Here is a 14,050-nt window from a genome sequence, read left to right on the forward strand (position 1 = left end):
GCTGGGCGCATCGCGCGGCGCGGCGCGGGCGGCGCCGGCGAAGCCGGCGGGCGCCAGGCACGCGGTGAGCGCGCTGTAATATTGCAGCAATTCCCGCCGTGACATGGCGCCGGAAGCATTGCGAGGCTGGTCTGACATCATCACTCTCCTCTTTTGAGGCGCAGATTTGCGCTCAAGCTTTCTGCTTTGGACGCCGCAAAAGGAGACGTCCCCCGTGAGGTGCGCGGAAAAGGAGAGGCTTGATAGACCGGCGCTAATGTTCAGCGCACGTCCTAATGAAAAAGGGCGCGGCTCAGAAGGCCGGCCTTTTTGGAAAAAATGTCATAAACAACCGACGCATGCTCTCCCCAACCGCGTACGGATACTTTGTTTCGGAACCATAGCCCTCGGTCCGCCCGGTTGCAATGTTAGGGATTGGCAATGTTCGGGAGTGGCGATGTTCGCGCTCCACGCCCGAACCGTCAGGCGGTGCAGGCGGGAAGCGGCGCCGCGACGGCTGCGATGCGGGCCGCAAAGTCTTTCGCCGCGTCTTGCGTTTGCGGCTCAAGCGCATCGGCGCCTTTCGCATAGAAAAACCCGCCCCAGTCCATGTGGAAATAGCCCGCCGTGTCCTCGAAAGGATGGACGAACGAATCCGGGGGCTCGGGATTGCCACCCGTGCCGAGCGCGAACATGGTCTTGCCGGCGAGCGCCTTGCCAAGCGGCTTCAAAGGCGGGTCGGTGAGGTCCGTGAGTCGGTCGAAAAAAATCTTCATCTGACCGCTCATGGAATACCAGTAGAGGGGGCTTGCGAACACAATGGTCCGGGAACGGACCATCTTCTGCGCCACGGGCAGGAAATCGTCGCCGCGATTGCGGTATTCGTAATCGTACGGCCCGATGTCAAGGGCGCCGAGATCGACGAACTCGGCGTCTGCGCTCTCTTCGAATCCGAGATGGCGGAAGACTTCCCGGGCGAGGCGGGCGGTCTGCCCGTCCCCGCGCGAGGAGCCGAGAATGAAAAGGCTGTTCATGGCGCTTTTCTTTCAGCGTTTGCGTTCAAGCACGCGGCGCAGATATTCCACATACTCGCCGCCTTCGTTCCAGGCTTTCACGGTCTTCATCGTCGCCTCCTATTGATAAAGATTTTTTTCGGACGGAACGGCGCTCGAATATTCGACGAATTCGAATTCAAGCCCTTCCTCGTTTATGTAATAGAGATTGCGCCGGTGCGGGTGGTCTTCGCCGAGCTTGGCGGGCTCGTAACCGGCGTCGGCGAGGCGCTCCACGACCGTGTCGAGATTCGTCACTTCAAAGCCGATATGGGCAAGGCCCGGTTCGGCGCTTTGCAGATCGCGATGGCGCCCGCGCATCGCCTTCGGAAGGTTGAACTCGTTCAAGGTCAGGTAATTGTCGTCATCGCCGATATGGGCCCAGCGGCGCGGCGCGCCATACCAGTCCCCGCCGCCTTCCCCGCGCACGCGCCAATGGGGAAAGGCGCTCATCAGGAAACGCGCGGTCAAATCGAGCTCGGTGACGAAAAGGTTCACATGCTCGATTCTTGGCGCGTTCTGGGGCGGGGCTTTCGGGTCTTCTTTCGTCTCTCTTACAGCCATAACGGCCTCCCTTATTTATGAAAGAATACCCTTTCGATAATAGCCCTTGTTTTCGAAAGCAAGAACTTTTAAAAAGAAGCCATGAGCAAAATATCGAAGCGCGCCATCAAGAAAACCGATACGCCGACAAGAAACCGCAAAGCAGCCGCGCCGGCCCAGGCCGGCGGCGGAGCGGGGGCGACGCGGCGCGCCATTCTCGACATGCTGAAGCGGGAAGGGGAGTTGTGCGCCTCGACCATCGGCTCGGCGCTGGGCGTCACGCCCATGGCGGCGCGGCTGCAGCTTTACGCGCTGGAAGAGGAGGGCCTCGTCGCCGCGCGCTCAGAGCCGCAGGGGCGCGGGCGTCCCTTGAAATACTGGTCGCTGACGGATGCGTCGGCGCAAATCTTTCCCGACGCGCATCAGGCGCTCGCCGTGGAGATGATCAATTCGGTCGAAGAGCTGTTCGGCGCCGAAGGTCTGAAAAAATTCATCAAGCGCCATGGCGACATGCAGCGCGCGGCCTATGGCGACAAACTCGATAGCGCGAAGACGCTGGGCGAGCGCGTGAAGCGCCTCGCCAAAGCGCGCTCGGACGAAGGCTATATGGCCGAGGCGAAACGCGACGGGCGCGACTGGCTATTGGTGGAAAACCACTGCCCGATCTGTTCGGCGGCTAAAGCCTGCACCGGGCTCTGCGCGGGCGAGCTTCAGGTGTTTTCCGACGTCCTCGGCGACAATGTCTCGGTGGAGCGCGAAGAACATATCCTCGCCGGCGCGCGGCGCTGCGCTTATCGGGTGAAGCCCGGCCAATAATACTCTCTGATCTCGTTCAGACGCGATTCCAATTCAGGAATATCTTTTTCCGCGAATGTAAAAACGATCTCAGCGGCGGTTTTCAGGGCTTCAAAACCATCATCGCAAACATGGCGTCCTTCGAAACGCTGTATCGAGGCCGTGCGTATATCCGCGAACACAGTTATCCCATCAGTACAGCCAAAAGCCGGAAGGGCGTCTTCCGGCAGCAGCAGAATGCCGCTTTCTTCTTCTATCTTGTTCACAAGGGTCCGGTATTGCTCCGGCGTCAAAGGCATTTCGTATTTATCAAGACGCGTGATGTATTTTTGGACATCGCCAATTTTTTCCGCCGCCTGAAGCTTCGGGTCGTAAATGGATATATTCATCCAGTATTTCGGGCGGTCTATGGAGTTAAGCTCATGCTCCGCCACCCTGACCTTGTGCACGATTTCAATGCCGATAAGAGAATGAAATGTTGGCAGCGCAAGAATTGTGACGCCTTCGGTGAAACCGATTTCTTTCTTATGAAGGTGAAAAAAGTCACGCAGTCTTGCATAATCATTTGGATAGAGTTGTGCAGCCCACGAATCGTAAGCCGTATCGGTTCCGTTTTTTACGGGCGTTGCGCAAGCGTTCAGCGCTGCGAGTAAAAAAAACCAAACAAGAAAAATATTGCTTTTCATCAATCGTCCTTCATCGCGACGAACAGCATGACAATGCCGCTGGGCATGAGATACATGTGCGCGCCTTCAAAGGATGAGACGCCGACCTGTCCCTGCCACATCTGGAAAAGCGCGGCGCCGATCACCGTGAAGCCGCCGAACCAGACGATCAGCGCCATGCCGCAGCCGAGGATCGCGAATTTTTTTGCGGCTTCGAAATCATGCGCCGGTTTTCCCGCCGCGCCGAGCATGTTGAAGGCGCCGATGAACGAAAGCACGCCCACGAAAAGCTCTCCGGTCATGATCGTGACGAGCGCCAGTTTGACCAGAAGCGGATTGACGATCGGCGGCGCGATCAGGTTCTGATAAGCGGGACTGTCTTGTTGAGACAGGACCGCGCCCACGGCTGCAAGCGCGTATTCGAAATTCACCGCATTCGCGATGAAATAGATGAGGCCCTGCAGGCCGACGAAAACGACGAGAATGATTTTGAGATACCGGATCATAAGGCGCTCCCTCCCTTTGAGGAGAGCTTAATCCGCCCTGCGCGCCCGGGCAAAGCCCATCATGGTCCCGTCATGGCCATGAGGCCCGCAATCCGTTAAAAGGCGCGCCATGACGCGCGACAAGCCTTTCTGGAAGACCAAGAAACTCTCCGAGATGACGGACAAAGAGTGGGAATCGCTCTGCGACGGCTGCGGGCGCTGCTGCATCTATGTCTTACACAATGAAGAGACGGACGAGGTGTTCGAAACCGACATCGCCTGCCAGCTCTTCGATATCGCCAAGCGCCGCTGCACCGATTACGCCAACCGGCTGGAGCGGGTGAAGGACTGCGTGCAATTAACGCCGGACAATGTCGGGGCGCTGAAATGGATGCCGCCGTCTTGCGCCTATCGCCGCCTCGCGGAGGGAAAGGGCCTGCCGAAATGGCATCCCTTGCGCACCGGCGATAAAAAATCCGTGGAGCGCGCGGGTATCGCCGTCTCGCCCGATCTCATTCCGGAAAACGAACTCGAAATCACCGACGACTTGCTGGAAGAGCGGATTACAAGGTCGCGCTAACGCACCACCATCACCGAACAGCTCGCATGCAATGCGATATGGCTGGCGTGCGAGCCGAACAGGTGGTCGGTGATCTTGGGGTCGTGCGTGTGCATGACGATAAGGTCGGCTTTTATCTCTTCCGCCGCCTCGAGGATCATTTTCTCCGCCGATTGATGATGGCGGAACAGCGCGGTGATGGAGACGCCGTGCGCGCTGGCCATCTCCTGGATGTATTTTTCGAACTCCGGCTTGTGATGCTCGGGAAATTCGGTGATCTCGTCGCCGAGCGGGTGCGCGGCGGTCATCACGTAAAAGTCCGCGCCGAAACTTTTCGTCAGCTGCGCCGCCATGGCGATCGCATCGGCCGATTGTTCCTTGTGGCGCATGTCCACGGGAAGCATGATGGTCTTGATTTCGGGCGTTTTTGGCTTCGGCAAAACGGAGTCCTTTTCGTTTCAAGCTCGCTTTGAAAGCACCCTAGGCGATCGCGCCGCGAAGATCAAAAATCGCACCCCAATAAGGCGAATCGCGGGCGTAAAAATTCATCATATCTGATGAATTCTTCCATGAATCCCGCATTCGGTGCGTAGTTATCCACGTGTTCCGGGACGGCCCCATAATGCCTCCCATGTCGAACGAAACTGAAAATTCAAAACCGCGGCGGGATATGGGCGCGCTCTGCGCAAACATTCTCGAACTCGCGCACCGGCGCGCCGAGAGCCTGCTCGCGGGCGGCGGCGACGACGAAGACGCGTTCGATCGCGGCGCGCGCGCCTTGCGCACGCTGATGAGCTCGGCCGAGAGCGCCGGCCGCATGAAAGGCGAAGAAGCAAAGGAACGGGATGCGCATGAGAAAGACGCCGGCGGAGCCGACTTCACGGAAGAAGACATCGAAGCCGCATACCGGCGGGTCTCTGAAACCGTCGACCGCATCGAGCGCGAAGACGCTGGAGCGGGAAGCGCGGACGCTGCGCCTCAAAGCGGAAGTCCTGCGCGCGCTCGCGGCGCAGATGGCGGAAAAGCTCTGGCGGGAGAACGCGCATGAGCATCAACGCGAACCTGCAGGCGACTGGACGACCTGGCTCATTCTCGGCGGGCGCGGCGCGGGGAAAACCCGCGCCGGCGCGGAATGGGTGCGCGCCCTCGTTTCCGGCAAGGCGAACGACAATGCCGGGCGGGGCGCCGTCGCGCCCCCTGCCATCGCCCTCGTCGCGGAAAGTTACGCCGATGCGAGGGAAGTCATGATCGAAGGTCCCTCCGGCATCCGCGCCGTCTCGCCCCCGGGATCGGCGCCGGTTTACGAAGCTTCGCGCCGGCGCCTTGTCTGGCCGGGCGGCGCCGTCGCCTACGCTTTTTCCGCCGAGGACCCGGACGGCATTCGCGGCTATCAGTTTACGGCGGCGTGGAGCGATGAGCTGGCGAAATGGCGCTATGCGGAGGAAACCTGGTCGAACCTGCAGCTTGCGCTGCGCCTGGGCGACCGTCCGCGCCAGATCGCGACGACGACGCCGCGCCCGACCGGCTTGCTGAAACGCCTTGTCGCCGCGCCGACGACGAAACTGACGCGCGCCTCGACTTACGACAACCGTGCGCATTTGTCGGATGCGTTCTTTACGGAGATCGCCGCGCTTTATGAGGGCACGGCGCTCGGGCGCCAGGAGCTCATGGGCGAGATCGTCGACGATGTCGCCGGCGCGCTCTGGACCTGGAATCTCATCGAGGCGGCGCGGATTTCCGCCGCGCCCGATCTCGACAGAATCGTCGTCGCCGTCGATCCCCCCGCGACGGCCGGCGAGAACGCGGACGAATGCGGCATCGTCGTCGCCGGCGTCGCTTTTTGCGGCGAGGTTGGGACCGCTTTCGTCATCGCGGACTGGTCGGCGGCGGGGCTCTCCCCCCGTCAGTGGGCGGAGAAAACCGCCGCCGCCTATCGCGAATTTTCCGCCGACCGTATCGTCGTCGAGGTGAACCAGGGCGGCGACATGGCGAAAGCCGTGATCGCGCAGGTCGATCCGACCGCGCCCGTGCGCGGCGTTCATGCGACGCGCGGGAAACGCCTGCGCGCCGAACCCGTCGCCGCGCTCTATGAACAGGGGCGCGTGCGCCACGCCGGCGCCTTCCCGAAACTCGAAGACCAGATGGCGACCTATACGGGCGAAGGAGGCAAAAGCCCCGACCGCCTCGACGCCCTCGTCTGGGCGATCACCGATCTGATGCTGTCCCGCCGCGCCCCGGCGCCGGGCGTGAAAAAGTTGAGTTAGGAGTTGTTGATGTTGCAAAACACCCCCTCCGTCTGCTGCGCAGACACCTCCCCCGTAAACGGGGGAGGAGAAGCTCTGAGCTTGATGCTTGTTTCCTCTTCCCCCGCCTGCGGGGGAAGTACCGGCGAAGCCGGGGATGGGGGGCAGTCATGAAACTCCCCTTCTTCCCGAACAAACCGCCTGAAGCCAAAGCCTCCGCCGCGAAAGCGTTGATCGCGCTGCATCGTCTCGGCGCGCCGCAATGGACGCCGCGCGATTACGCCTCACTGGCGCGCGCCGGGTACGAGCGCAATGTCATCGCCTATCGCTGCGTGCGTCTCGTGGCGGAAGCGGCGGCCTCCGCGCCGTTGCGCGTCACGGAGGCGGGCGCCGTGATGACCGAGCATCCCTTGCTTTCGCTGCTCGCCAAACCCAACCCGGAACAGTCGGGCGCCGAACTTTTCGAAAGTTTCTACGGCTTCCTCCAGACCGCAGGCAACGCCTATCTCGAGGCGGTTGCCCTCGACGGCTCCCCGCGCGAGCTTTACGCGCTGCGCCCCGACCGCATGAAGGCGCGGCCCGGCAAGTCGGGATGGGCGGACGCCTACGATTATTCCGTCGCCGGGCGTTCTGTGACGTTCAGGAAACCCGACGACGGCTCGCTCTCGCCGATCCTGCATTTGAAGCTGTTTCATCCGTCTAATGATCATTACGGGCTCTCGCCGCTCGAAGCTGCGAGCGCCTGCGTCGATCTTCACAATGCGGCCTCGGCCTGGAACAAGTCGCTCCTCGACAACGCCGCCCGGCCTTCCGGCGCGCTCGTCTATAAGGGCCCGGAAGGCGCGGAAAATCTCACCAGCGAACAATTCGACCGGCTGAAGTCGGAGCTGGAAGACGCCTATCAGGGCTCGGCCAATGCGGGCCGGCCCCTGGTGCTCGATGGCGGGCTCGAATGGCGCTCCATGTCTTTAACGCCCGCCGATATGGATTTCATTGAGGCGAAAAACGCTGCCGCGCGCGAGATCGCGCTGGCCTTCGGCGTGCCGCCCATGCTGCTCGGCATTCCCGGCGACAACACCTATTCTAATTACAAGGAAGCCAATCTCGCCTTCTGGAAACAGACGGTGCTGCCGCTGGTGAAAAAGACCGCTGCGGCGCTCACCAACTGGATCGCGCCGGTCTGGCCCGAGGCGAAAGTCGTCTGCCAGACAAGCGAAATCGACGCGCTGTCCGCCGAACGCGACGCGCTCTGGGCGCGCGTCTCCCGCGCGGAGTTTCTCACCGATGATGAAAAGCGGGCGGCGCTCGGACTTTCTCCGATGGAGGAAAGCGATGCATAGCGTTTCCTTCCCCAAAAGCCCCCTCGACAAACCCATGGAGCTGCGCGTCACCGTCGCCATCGGCGCCGCCGTCATCGTGCAGTCGGGGCTCGGGCTCGTCTGGGCCGGCGCCGCGTCGGAACGCCTGGCGCAGCTCGAACGCCGCGCCGACGACAATCGTGAAATCATCGAGCGCACGGCGCGATTGGAAGAACAGGCGCGGTTCATATCCGCGGCGCTGGTGAGGATTGAAGACAAGCTCGATGCGAAAGGGGAGGGCGAGTGATGGTTGTTATTTTTACCGCTCACCCCGGCGCAGGCCGGGGTCTCGTGAAGGCAGACCCTGTGCTTTCATTATGGGAGATCCCGGCCTGCGCCGGGATGAGCGGGCTTAGGGGAGATAAGTTATGACCGAACCCCTGATCGCCGAAATCGAAGGCTACGCCTCAATCTTCAATGTCGCGGATTTGAATGGCGACATCGTGGCGCCCGGCGCCTTTGCAAACTCGCTGAAGAAAAAGCCGAAGCCCGCCATGCTTTACAGTCACGCCGCCGAAGCGCCCATCGGCCGCTGGACGTTTGTGCGCGAAGATTCCTACGGGCTTTTCGTCAAGGGCGAGCTGATCCTGTCGAGCCCGCGCGCGCTGGAAGTGCATGCGCTGCTCGAAGGCGGCGCCCTCGACGGGCTTTCCATCGGCTATCAGACTTTGCGCGCCTCGCGCGCCAAAACCGGGCGGCGCATTCTCGAGGCCGATCTCTGGGAAGTCTCCGTCGTTACGTTCCCGATGGCGCGCGCGGCGCGGGTGACGCGCGTCGGTCCCGCGCGCCCCGAATTCGATCCCGCCGCTGTCGCAAAAATTTTCAAAGAACCGGTTCGCGTTTCCCCCTCCCTTGCCGCGCAAGAGACGCGAACCTGGCGGGCGCCCGCCCCATCGTCCCCCATGCAAGGGGCGGGCGCCCGTCTTTTTGCGCAAACGCTGACCGCCGCGGCCCAGAAGCTTTCTCACTAACAAGAAGCTGTCCCCCTAAGGAGTATGAGTAAATGAGTATCGAAACCAAAGCCGACGCGCCGAACGCCGAACTGCGCGGCGCCATGCGTGAATTTCTCACCGCCTTCGAAGCGTTCAAGGACGCCAATGACGAACGCCTCGGCGCGCTCGAGGAGAAAAGCCGCGACGATGTGGTGCTCGCCGAAAAGGTCGAGCGCATCAATGATGCGGTCACCGAACAGAAAGCCGCCGTCGACCGCCTGGCGCTGAAAACCCAGCGCCCTGAGATCGGACCGGCGCCCGCGCGCGCCGAACCCGATGAACGAAAAGCCGCCTTCATGCGCTATATGCGCGTCGGCGATGCGACCGCCGCTGCGGCGCTGGAGGCGAAATCCGTGAACACGGGCGCCGGCGAGGAGGGCGGCTATCTCGCGCCCAATGAAGTCGAGCGCATGATCAATGCGGCGGTGAAAGACATCTCGCCCATCCGCCAGATCGCCAGCGTGCGCGAAATCGGCGGCAATGTCTTCAGGAAGCCCGTTTCCAACGGCGACACGGTCGCGGGCTGGGTTGCGGAAACGACCGCGCGCGATAGTGCGACGACGGCGCCGACGCTCACCGCGCTCGATTTCCCGACTATGGAGCTTTACGCCATGCCGGCGGCCTCGCAGACGCTGCTTGACGATTCCATCGTCGATATCGAGCAATGGCTCGCCGACGAGGTGCAGACGGAATTCGCCGTGCAGGAATCCGCCGCCTTCATTGCCGGCAACGGAACCACGGCGCCGAAGGGCATTCTGACCTACGACATCGCTGCGGACGCATCGAAAGACCCGGACGAGCTCGGCTTTATCGCCACCGGCGCCGACGGCGCTTTCCCCGCGTCGAACCCGTCGGACAAACTCTTGGACCTCATCTATCTGCCCAAACAGGCCTATCGCGCCAACGGGCGCTTCCTCATGAACCGCTCGGTCGTCGGCGCGCTTCGCAAGTTCAAGGACTCCGAAGGCAATTATCTCTGGCAGCCCAATGCGGAGCCGGGCGAGCCCGCGCGCCTTATGGGTTATCCGGTGACCGAAGCCGAGGACATGCCGGATATCGACTCCGACACGCACTCCATCGCCTTCGGCGATTTCCGCCGCGCTTATCTGATCGTCGACCGGGTCGGCGTGCGCGTGTTGCGCGATCCCTATTCCGCCAAGCCTTACGTCCTCTTCTACACGACCAAGCGCGTCGGCGGCGGCGTCCAGGATTTCGAGGCCATCAAGTTCCTGAAATTCGCGTCGTAAGACCCAAGAGCGACGCCACCCTCTCCCCTTTGGGGAGAGGGCAGGGTGAGGGGGAGCGAAGGTGACGCATTGAGAGTCGCCTTCCCCCTCACCCGAAAAACGCACCTGAAACAACAACGGACGAGCCCACGTAATGTCCCTCACTCTTCTTTCCCCGCCGGCGGCGGAGCCGGTGACCCTGGCCGAACTGAAAGCGCATTTGCGCGTCACGAGCGACGATGAAGATGCGCTGGTAACCGGCATGCTGGTGGCGGCGGTGCGCGCTATAGAAGCGCGCGGCGGCCTGGCGCTGATGCCGCAGCAATGGCGTTTGACGCTCGATGCGGCGCCGGAGGAGACGCTGTTCCTGCCGCTCTCCCCGGTTTCCGCCATCGACGCCGTTTCGGTGATCGACGGCGACGGCGATCCGCGGACCGTGTCGCCATCGCTTTACGATGCGGTTCTCGGAGCGGGCGCGCGCATCCGCCCCGCCGGGCCCTGGCCCTTGCCGGTTCCGAAGGTCGGCGGCGTGCATGTCGATTTCACCGCCGGCTATGAAGACGCCGGCGCGGTCCCGGCGCCCCTGAAACAGGCGGTGCTGACGCTTGCCGCCTTCTTTTTCGAAACCCGCGAGGCGGCGGGCGAGACGCGCATCTATGCCGTGCCGCGCAGCGTCGACGCGCTGATCGCGCCTTATAAGGAGGCGCGGCTGTGATCGGGGCCCTTCGTCACAAGATCGAACTTTTAACGCCCGAACGCACCGAGGACGAGGCGGGCGGCGCCAGCATCGCTTACATGCCCGGTCCCGAACTCTGGGCGGATGTGGAGCGGCTTTCCTCCACCCGCGATTTCGCCGGCGACCGCGAGAACCGTTTGAAACGCATCGCCGCGACCATCCGCTTCCGCGCCGACATCGCGCTTGGAACGCGGCTCGTTTTCGCCGGCGAGACCTACGAAACCGTCAGTATCGAGAGCGGTGACGGACGCGAAAAACGCCTGACGCTGATTTGCGAGGAGATTCTGTCATGACAAACGCCCAGTGGGAATTGCAGAAGGCCGTCTATCAGGCGCTCCGCGCCGACGCCGCCTTGAAGAGCGAGATCGGCGATCCCGCGCGGATTTTCGACGACCCGCCGCCGGCGGCGCTCTTTCCCTATCTCACCATCGGCGAGGCGCGGGCGAGCGATTACAAGGGCGTCGACGGCGCGCTCGAGCACGACCTCAAACTCTACGCCTTTTCCCGCTACGCCGGGCGGCGCGAGGTGAAGCGCATTCTCTGCGCGGTTTACGACGCTTTGCACGAGGCGGCGCTGACGCTTTCCGGCCACGACCTCGTCAATATCCGTTTCGTTTTCGCCGACGCCTTCAGGCGCCTTGACGGTGAGATTTATCAGGGCGTCGCGCGCTTTCGCGCCGTGACGATGGCGCAGTGAAAATGACGCGCCGACCTTTAATCCCGCTCATCCCGGCGTTCTTCGAGACGCTCAAAATCCTTCATCCTGAGGGCGCGCATGAAATGCGCGTGTCTCGAAGGACGAAGGATTTTGAGCTCCTCAGGATGAAGAGCCGGGATGAGCTTGCGCTCGGCTTGCTAAAAGGAAACTGAAACATGCCCGCTCAAAAAGGCAAAGACTTGCTTCTGAAACTCGGCGACGGCGAAACGCCGGAAAGCTTCTCGGTTATCGGCGGCCTGCGCACCAAGTCGCTGTCCCTGAACGCGCAAACCGTCGACGTCACCCATTCGCAATCTTCAGGCGGCTGGCGCGAACTGCTCGCGGGCGCCGGTGTCCGCCAGGCGTCGGTTTCCGGCGCCGGGGTCTTCCTCAACGACGCAGCGGCGGCGGAAGCGCGCAGCGTCTTCTTTTCTAATGAGGCGCGCAACTGGCGGGTGATCGTGCCGGGTTTCGGAACCATCGAAGGCGCCTTCCTCATCGCTAATCTCGATTACGCCGGAGAGCATGACCGCGAGGCCTCCATGTCGCTGGCGCTCGAGAGCGCCGGCGCGCTTTCCTTCACGGCGGAGGGGTGAGGCATGGGTGAGCGCTTGTTGCAATTTCTCTCTTCCCCCGCCCCGCGCCGAACGGCGCGACTCTATGATTTGTGCGCATTCGCGCACGGGGGAAGTACCGGCGAAGCCGGGGATGGGGGTGTTCTCGCCGGCTTGCCGACTTGGATATTTGGGGCTTTACCCCCTCCGCCCCTTCGGGACACCTCCCCCGCAAGCGGGGGAGGAGGAATATCCTGCCAGTTGGGGAGGCCGTCATGACCCACCCCCGCGGAGACGTATCCATAAAAATCAATGGCGAGGAAAAGACCTTGCGCCTCACCCTCGGCGCGCTCGCGGATATGGAGGAGCGCTTCGGCGGCGACCTTTCCGCCCTGCAGGAGCGCCTGAAAAGCCCCCGCATTTCCGACATCGTGCTTGTTCTCCACGCGCTTTTAACGGGCGGCGGGGCGGGGCTCACCCTCGAAGCCTTGAAAGCGAGCGACATCGACCTGGCCGAAGCCTCGCGCGCCATTGCACAGGCCTTTGAGGCGCTGTCGGGAGACGAAACGCCGGGAAAGTCCCAAGCGGGGGAATTGCCGGGGGAGGGCGGGACGCATGGCGCATGATGTTCGCCTTCGCGGTTTTGCGGCTCGGTTTATCGCCGGCGGATTTCTGGACGCTGTCGGCCGCGGAATGGCGCGCGCTTCTCGACGCGGCGGCGCCGCAGGCGATGACCCGCGACGCGCTGTCGGCGCTTATGAAAACCCATGGAGGCGGCGATGCCTGAGCATGTGAACGTCACGGTCAACACCGCGGACATCGAAGAAGGCGCGGCGGAAATCGAAAAGCTCGCGCGCGAGCGCATCGCACCCGCCGCCGCGCTCATCGACGAAGCCTTTGCGACGGCGGCGCATTCGATCCAGTCCAATCTCGCCCGCGCGGCGGAGCGCGGCGAGCTTTCCTTCAAGAAACTGACCGGCGCTTTGCTGAAGGATTTGCGCCGCTTCGCCATCAACAGCCTGGTGCGACAGCCGGTGCACAATCTCGTCTCCAATGCGCTGGGCAATGTCTTCGGCGGGGGAAGAGCCAATGGCGGGTTTGTCACGCCGCGCCAGTCTTACCTTGTCGGCGAGCGCGGACCGGAGCTTTTCACGCCGTCCGGCGCCGGCAATGTCCGGCCCTTGGGCGCGTCCGGCATGACCGTGAACATTTCGCTTCCAGGCGTTGCGGATGTTCAAAGTTTCAAACGCTCAGAAACCCAACTCGCCGCCGCTTTGGCGCGCGCGGTCGGGCGGGGGCAGCGGAATCTGTGATGGTTGTGCTCGGCGCAAATTCCATATCTCACCTCCCCCTTGAGGGGAGGTCAAAACTGCAAAGCAGTTTTGGGCGGGGGAAGGCCCTGCGACGCAATGAGCGTTGGACGGAACGTTGCGCCTCTTCACCCCCCTCCCGAAATCGAAGATTTCGACCTCCCCTCAAGGGGGAGGTAGGCGCCGCAACAGTTGAGTAACAACCCATGTCTTTCCACGAAGTTTTATTTCCCGTCGACATCGCGCTGAATTCCGAAGGCGGGCCGACGCGCAAGACCGACATTGTCGCGCTCGTTTCCGGCCATGAGGAGCGCAACTCCCCATGGGCCGGCTCGCGCCGGTCGTTCAACGCCGGTTACGGCGTCAAATCGATCGCCGACATCGAAGAGATCATCGCCTTTTTCGAAGCGCGTTGCGGGCGGCTTTACGGCTTCCGTTTCCGCGACCCGTTCGATTTCAAAAGCTGTCCGTTAGCGGCGGCGCCTGCGCCGGACGATCAACTGATCGGAGCCGGCGACGGCAGCGAAACCGGGTTCCAACTTGTGAAACGCTATGTCTCCGGCGGCGCGAGTTATGTCCGGTCCGTCAAGAAACCCGTCGCAGGGTCGGCGCGCGTCGCGGTGGACGGCGCCGAGCTGACCGAAGGCGCCGATTTCACCATCGATGAAACAAGCGGCGTCGTCGCCTTCGCCTCGCCGCCCGGCGCCGGGCTTTCGGTCACCGCCGGGTTCCTGTTCGATTGTCCCGTGCGTTTCGACACGGACGAGCTTCGCATCAATCTCGCGGCCTTCGAGGCGGGGGACATTCCCTCCATTCCCCTGATTGAGGTGCTGGTCTGAGAGCCTGAATTCGATTT

21 protein-coding genes are annotated in these 14,050 nt (G+C 62.4%); 15 read left to right on the forward strand and 6 right to left on the reverse strand.

What is annotated here, in order from left to right:
- Positions 1–461 precede the first annotated feature (461 nt).
- On the reverse strand, positions 462–1,013 hold the full coding sequence (locus tag CW354_RS12390; RefSeq protein ID WP_104830415.1) for a flavodoxin family protein: 552 nt from the start codon (positions 1,011–1,013) through the stop codon (positions 462–464).
- A gap of 99 nt (positions 1,014–1,112) precedes the next feature.
- Positions 1,113–1,595, reverse strand: a complete 483-nt coding sequence (locus CW354_RS12395; protein ID WP_104830416.1) for a VOC family protein — start codon at positions 1,593–1,595, stop codon at positions 1,113–1,115.
- An 81-nt stretch (positions 1,596–1,676) separates the two neighbouring features.
- Between CW354_RS12395 and CW354_RS12400 the strand changes: the two genes are divergently transcribed.
- On the forward strand, positions 1,677–2,390 hold the full coding sequence (locus tag CW354_RS12400; RefSeq protein WP_108723959.1) for a helix-turn-helix transcriptional regulator: 714 nt from the start codon (positions 1,677–1,679) through the stop codon (positions 2,388–2,390).
- Here the strand turns inward: CW354_RS12400 and CW354_RS12405 are convergent.
- Together CW354_RS12405 and CW354_RS12410 are read right to left on the reverse strand one after the other, a co-directional pair.
- Entirely contained in the window at positions 2,366–3,055 is a 690-nt protein-coding gene (locus tag CW354_RS12405; RefSeq protein WP_104830417.1) for a hypothetical protein, read from the reverse strand. The two genes, CW354_RS12400 and CW354_RS12405, sit on opposite strands and share 25 nt — an antisense overlap.
- Positions 3,055–3,540 (reverse strand): DUF2165 family protein, encoded by a 486-nt coding sequence (locus CW354_RS12410; protein WP_104830418.1) that lies wholly within the window; start codon positions 3,538–3,540, stop codon positions 3,055–3,057. The genes CW354_RS12405 and CW354_RS12410 overlap by 1 nt, the downstream gene beginning before the upstream one ends.
- 109 nt (positions 3,541–3,649) lie before the next feature.
- Here CW354_RS12410 and CW354_RS12415 point away from each other — a divergent pair, with 109 nt between their 5' ends.
- Positions 3,650–4,099, forward strand: coding sequence for a YcgN family cysteine cluster protein (locus tag CW354_RS12415; RefSeq protein ID WP_104830419.1), 450 nt, complete (start codon positions 3,650–3,652; stop codon positions 4,097–4,099).
- On the opposite strand, the gene CW354_RS12420 is transcribed toward CW354_RS12415, so the two are convergent.
- Positions 4,096–4,518, reverse strand: coding sequence for a universal stress protein (locus CW354_RS12420; protein ID WP_104830420.1), 423 nt, complete (start codon positions 4,516–4,518; stop codon positions 4,096–4,098). The genes CW354_RS12415 and CW354_RS12420 overlap by 4 nt on opposite strands.
- A 212-nt stretch (positions 4,519–4,730) precedes the next feature.
- Entirely contained in the window at positions 4,731–4,931 is a 201-nt protein-coding gene (locus CW354_RS12425) for a hypothetical protein (protein ID WP_104830421.1), read from the reverse strand.
- Between CW354_RS12425 and CW354_RS12430 the strand changes: the two genes are divergently transcribed.
- From CW354_RS12430 to CW354_RS12490, 13 genes are all read left to right on the forward strand, one after another.
- Positions 4,930–6,342, forward strand: a complete 1,413-nt coding sequence (locus CW354_RS12430; protein WP_104830422.1) for a DNA-packaging protein — start codon at positions 4,930–4,932, stop codon at positions 6,340–6,342. The genes CW354_RS12425 and CW354_RS12430 overlap by 2 nt on opposite strands.
- Positions 6,343–6,491: 149 nt before the next feature.
- Positions 6,492–7,661, forward strand: a complete 1,170-nt coding sequence (locus CW354_RS12435; protein WP_104830423.1) for a phage portal protein — start codon at positions 6,492–6,494, stop codon at positions 7,659–7,661.
- Entirely contained in the window at positions 7,654–7,926 is a 273-nt protein-coding gene (locus CW354_RS12440) for a hypothetical protein (protein ID WP_207764788.1), read from the forward strand. The genes CW354_RS12435 and CW354_RS12440 overlap by 8 nt, the downstream gene beginning before the upstream one ends.
- Positions 7,927–8,047: 121 nt before the next feature.
- A complete protein-coding gene (locus tag CW354_RS12445; RefSeq protein ID WP_104830424.1) occupies positions 8,048–8,650 on the forward strand; it encodes an HK97 family phage prohead protease in 603 nt (200 codons plus the stop codon).
- A gap of 32 nt (positions 8,651–8,682) precedes the next feature.
- On the forward strand, positions 8,683–9,918 hold the full coding sequence (locus CW354_RS12450; RefSeq protein ID WP_104830425.1) for a phage major capsid protein: 1,236 nt from the start codon (positions 8,683–8,685) through the stop codon (positions 9,916–9,918).
- Between the two features lie 133 nt (positions 9,919–10,051).
- A complete protein-coding gene (locus tag CW354_RS12455; protein ID WP_104830426.1) occupies positions 10,052–10,612 on the forward strand; it encodes a head-tail connector protein in 561 nt (186 codons plus the stop codon).
- The gene (locus tag CW354_RS12460; RefSeq protein WP_104830427.1) at positions 10,609–10,926 is read left to right on the forward strand and encodes a head-tail adaptor protein; all 318 of its coding nucleotides are present in this window, start codon (positions 10,609–10,611) and stop codon (positions 10,924–10,926) included. The genes CW354_RS12455 and CW354_RS12460 overlap by 4 nt, the downstream gene beginning before the upstream one ends.
- The gene (locus CW354_RS12465) at positions 10,923–11,330 is read left to right on the forward strand and encodes a DUF3168 domain-containing protein (RefSeq protein ID WP_104830428.1); all 408 of its coding nucleotides are present in this window, start codon (positions 10,923–10,925) and stop codon (positions 11,328–11,330) included. Before CW354_RS12460 ends, CW354_RS12465 begins: the two co-directional genes overlap by 4 nt.
- A 176-nt stretch (positions 11,331–11,506) precedes the next feature.
- Positions 11,507–11,926 (forward strand): phage major tail protein, TP901-1 family, encoded by a 420-nt coding sequence (locus CW354_RS12470; protein WP_104830429.1) that lies wholly within the window; start codon positions 11,507–11,509, stop codon positions 11,924–11,926.
- A gap of 233 nt (positions 11,927–12,159) precedes the next feature.
- Positions 12,160–12,510 carry a gene transfer agent family protein gene (locus tag CW354_RS12475; RefSeq protein WP_104830430.1) on the forward strand — a complete coding sequence of 117 codons (351 nt, stop codon included), beginning with the start codon at positions 12,160–12,162 and terminating at the stop codon, positions 12,508–12,510.
- Positions 12,507–12,671, forward strand: a complete 165-nt coding sequence (locus CW354_RS12480; RefSeq protein WP_104830431.1) for a phage tail assembly chaperone — start codon at positions 12,507–12,509, stop codon at positions 12,669–12,671. Before CW354_RS12475 ends, CW354_RS12480 begins: the two co-directional genes overlap by 4 nt.
- Complete coding sequence (locus CW354_RS12485; RefSeq protein WP_165793689.1) at positions 12,664–13,197, forward strand: phage tail tape measure protein; 534 nt, start codon at positions 12,664–12,666, stop codon at positions 13,195–13,197. Before CW354_RS12480 ends, CW354_RS12485 begins: the two co-directional genes overlap by 8 nt.
- Before the next feature lie 203 nt (positions 13,198–13,400).
- A complete protein-coding gene (locus tag CW354_RS12490; protein WP_104830433.1) occupies positions 13,401–14,033 on the forward strand; it encodes a DUF2460 domain-containing protein in 633 nt (210 codons plus the stop codon).
- Positions 14,034–14,050: the final 17 nt, after the last annotated feature.

It is taken from the genome of Hyphococcus luteus, from assembly GCF_002943565.1.
In the GTDB taxonomy this organism is placed as follows: domain Bacteria; phylum Pseudomonadota; class Alphaproteobacteria; order Caulobacterales; family Parvularculaceae; genus Hyphococcus; species Hyphococcus luteus.

Bases quoted from the DNA above. Each gene is read 5' to 3' on its own strand.
- CW354_RS12390 (WP_104830415.1), bottom strand. From the start codon at position 1,013: ATGAACAGCCTTTTCATTCTCGGCTCCTCGCGCGGGGACGGGCAGACC.
- CW354_RS12395 (WP_104830416.1), bottom strand. From the start codon at position 1,595: ATGGCTGTAAGAGAGACGAAAGAAGACCCGAAAGCCCCGCCCCAGAAC.
- CW354_RS12400 (WP_108723959.1), top strand. From the start codon at position 1,677: ATGAGCAAAATATCGAAGCGCGCCATCAAGAAAACCGATACGCCGACA.
- CW354_RS12405 (WP_104830417.1), bottom strand. From the start codon at position 3,055: ATGAAAAGCAATATTTTTCTTGTTTGGTTTTTTTTACTCGCAGCGCTG.
- CW354_RS12410 (WP_104830418.1), bottom strand. From the start codon at position 3,540: ATGATCCGGTATCTCAAAATCATTCTCGTCGTTTTCGTCGGCCTGCAG.
- CW354_RS12415 (WP_104830419.1), top strand. From the start codon at position 3,650: ATGACGCGCGACAAGCCTTTCTGGAAGACCAAGAAACTCTCCGAGATG.
- CW354_RS12430 (WP_104830422.1), top strand. From the start codon at position 4,930: ATGAGAAAGACGCCGGCGGAGCCGACTTCACGGAAGAAGACATCGAAG.
- CW354_RS12425 (WP_104830421.1), bottom strand. From the start codon at position 4,931: ATGCGCATCCCGTTCCTTTGCTTCTTCGCCTTTCATGCGGCCGGCGCT.
- CW354_RS12435 (WP_104830423.1), top strand. From the start codon at position 6,492: ATGAAACTCCCCTTCTTCCCGAACAAACCGCCTGAAGCCAAAGCCTCC.
- CW354_RS12440 (WP_207764788.1), top strand. From the start codon at position 7,654: ATGCATAGCGTTTCCTTCCCCAAAAGCCCCCTCGACAAACCCATGGAG.
- CW354_RS12445 (WP_104830424.1), top strand. From the start codon at position 8,048: ATGACCGAACCCCTGATCGCCGAAATCGAAGGCTACGCCTCAATCTTC.
- CW354_RS12450 (WP_104830425.1), top strand. From the start codon at position 8,683: ATGAGTATCGAAACCAAAGCCGACGCGCCGAACGCCGAACTGCGCGGC.
- CW354_RS12455 (WP_104830426.1), top strand. From the start codon at position 10,052: ATGTCCCTCACTCTTCTTTCCCCGCCGGCGGCGGAGCCGGTGACCCTG.
- CW354_RS12465 (WP_104830428.1), top strand. From the start codon at position 10,923: ATGACAAACGCCCAGTGGGAATTGCAGAAGGCCGTCTATCAGGCGCTC.
- CW354_RS12470 (WP_104830429.1), top strand. From the start codon at position 11,507: ATGCCCGCTCAAAAAGGCAAAGACTTGCTTCTGAAACTCGGCGACGGC.
- CW354_RS12475 (WP_104830430.1), top strand. From the start codon at position 12,160: ATGACCCACCCCCGCGGAGACGTATCCATAAAAATCAATGGCGAGGAA.
- CW354_RS12480 (WP_104830431.1), top strand. From the start codon at position 12,507: ATGATGTTCGCCTTCGCGGTTTTGCGGCTCGGTTTATCGCCGGCGGAT.
- CW354_RS12485 (WP_165793689.1), top strand. From the start codon at position 12,664: ATGCCTGAGCATGTGAACGTCACGGTCAACACCGCGGACATCGAAGAA.
- CW354_RS12490 (WP_104830433.1), top strand. From the start codon at position 13,401: ATGTCTTTCCACGAAGTTTTATTTCCCGTCGACATCGCGCTGAATTCC.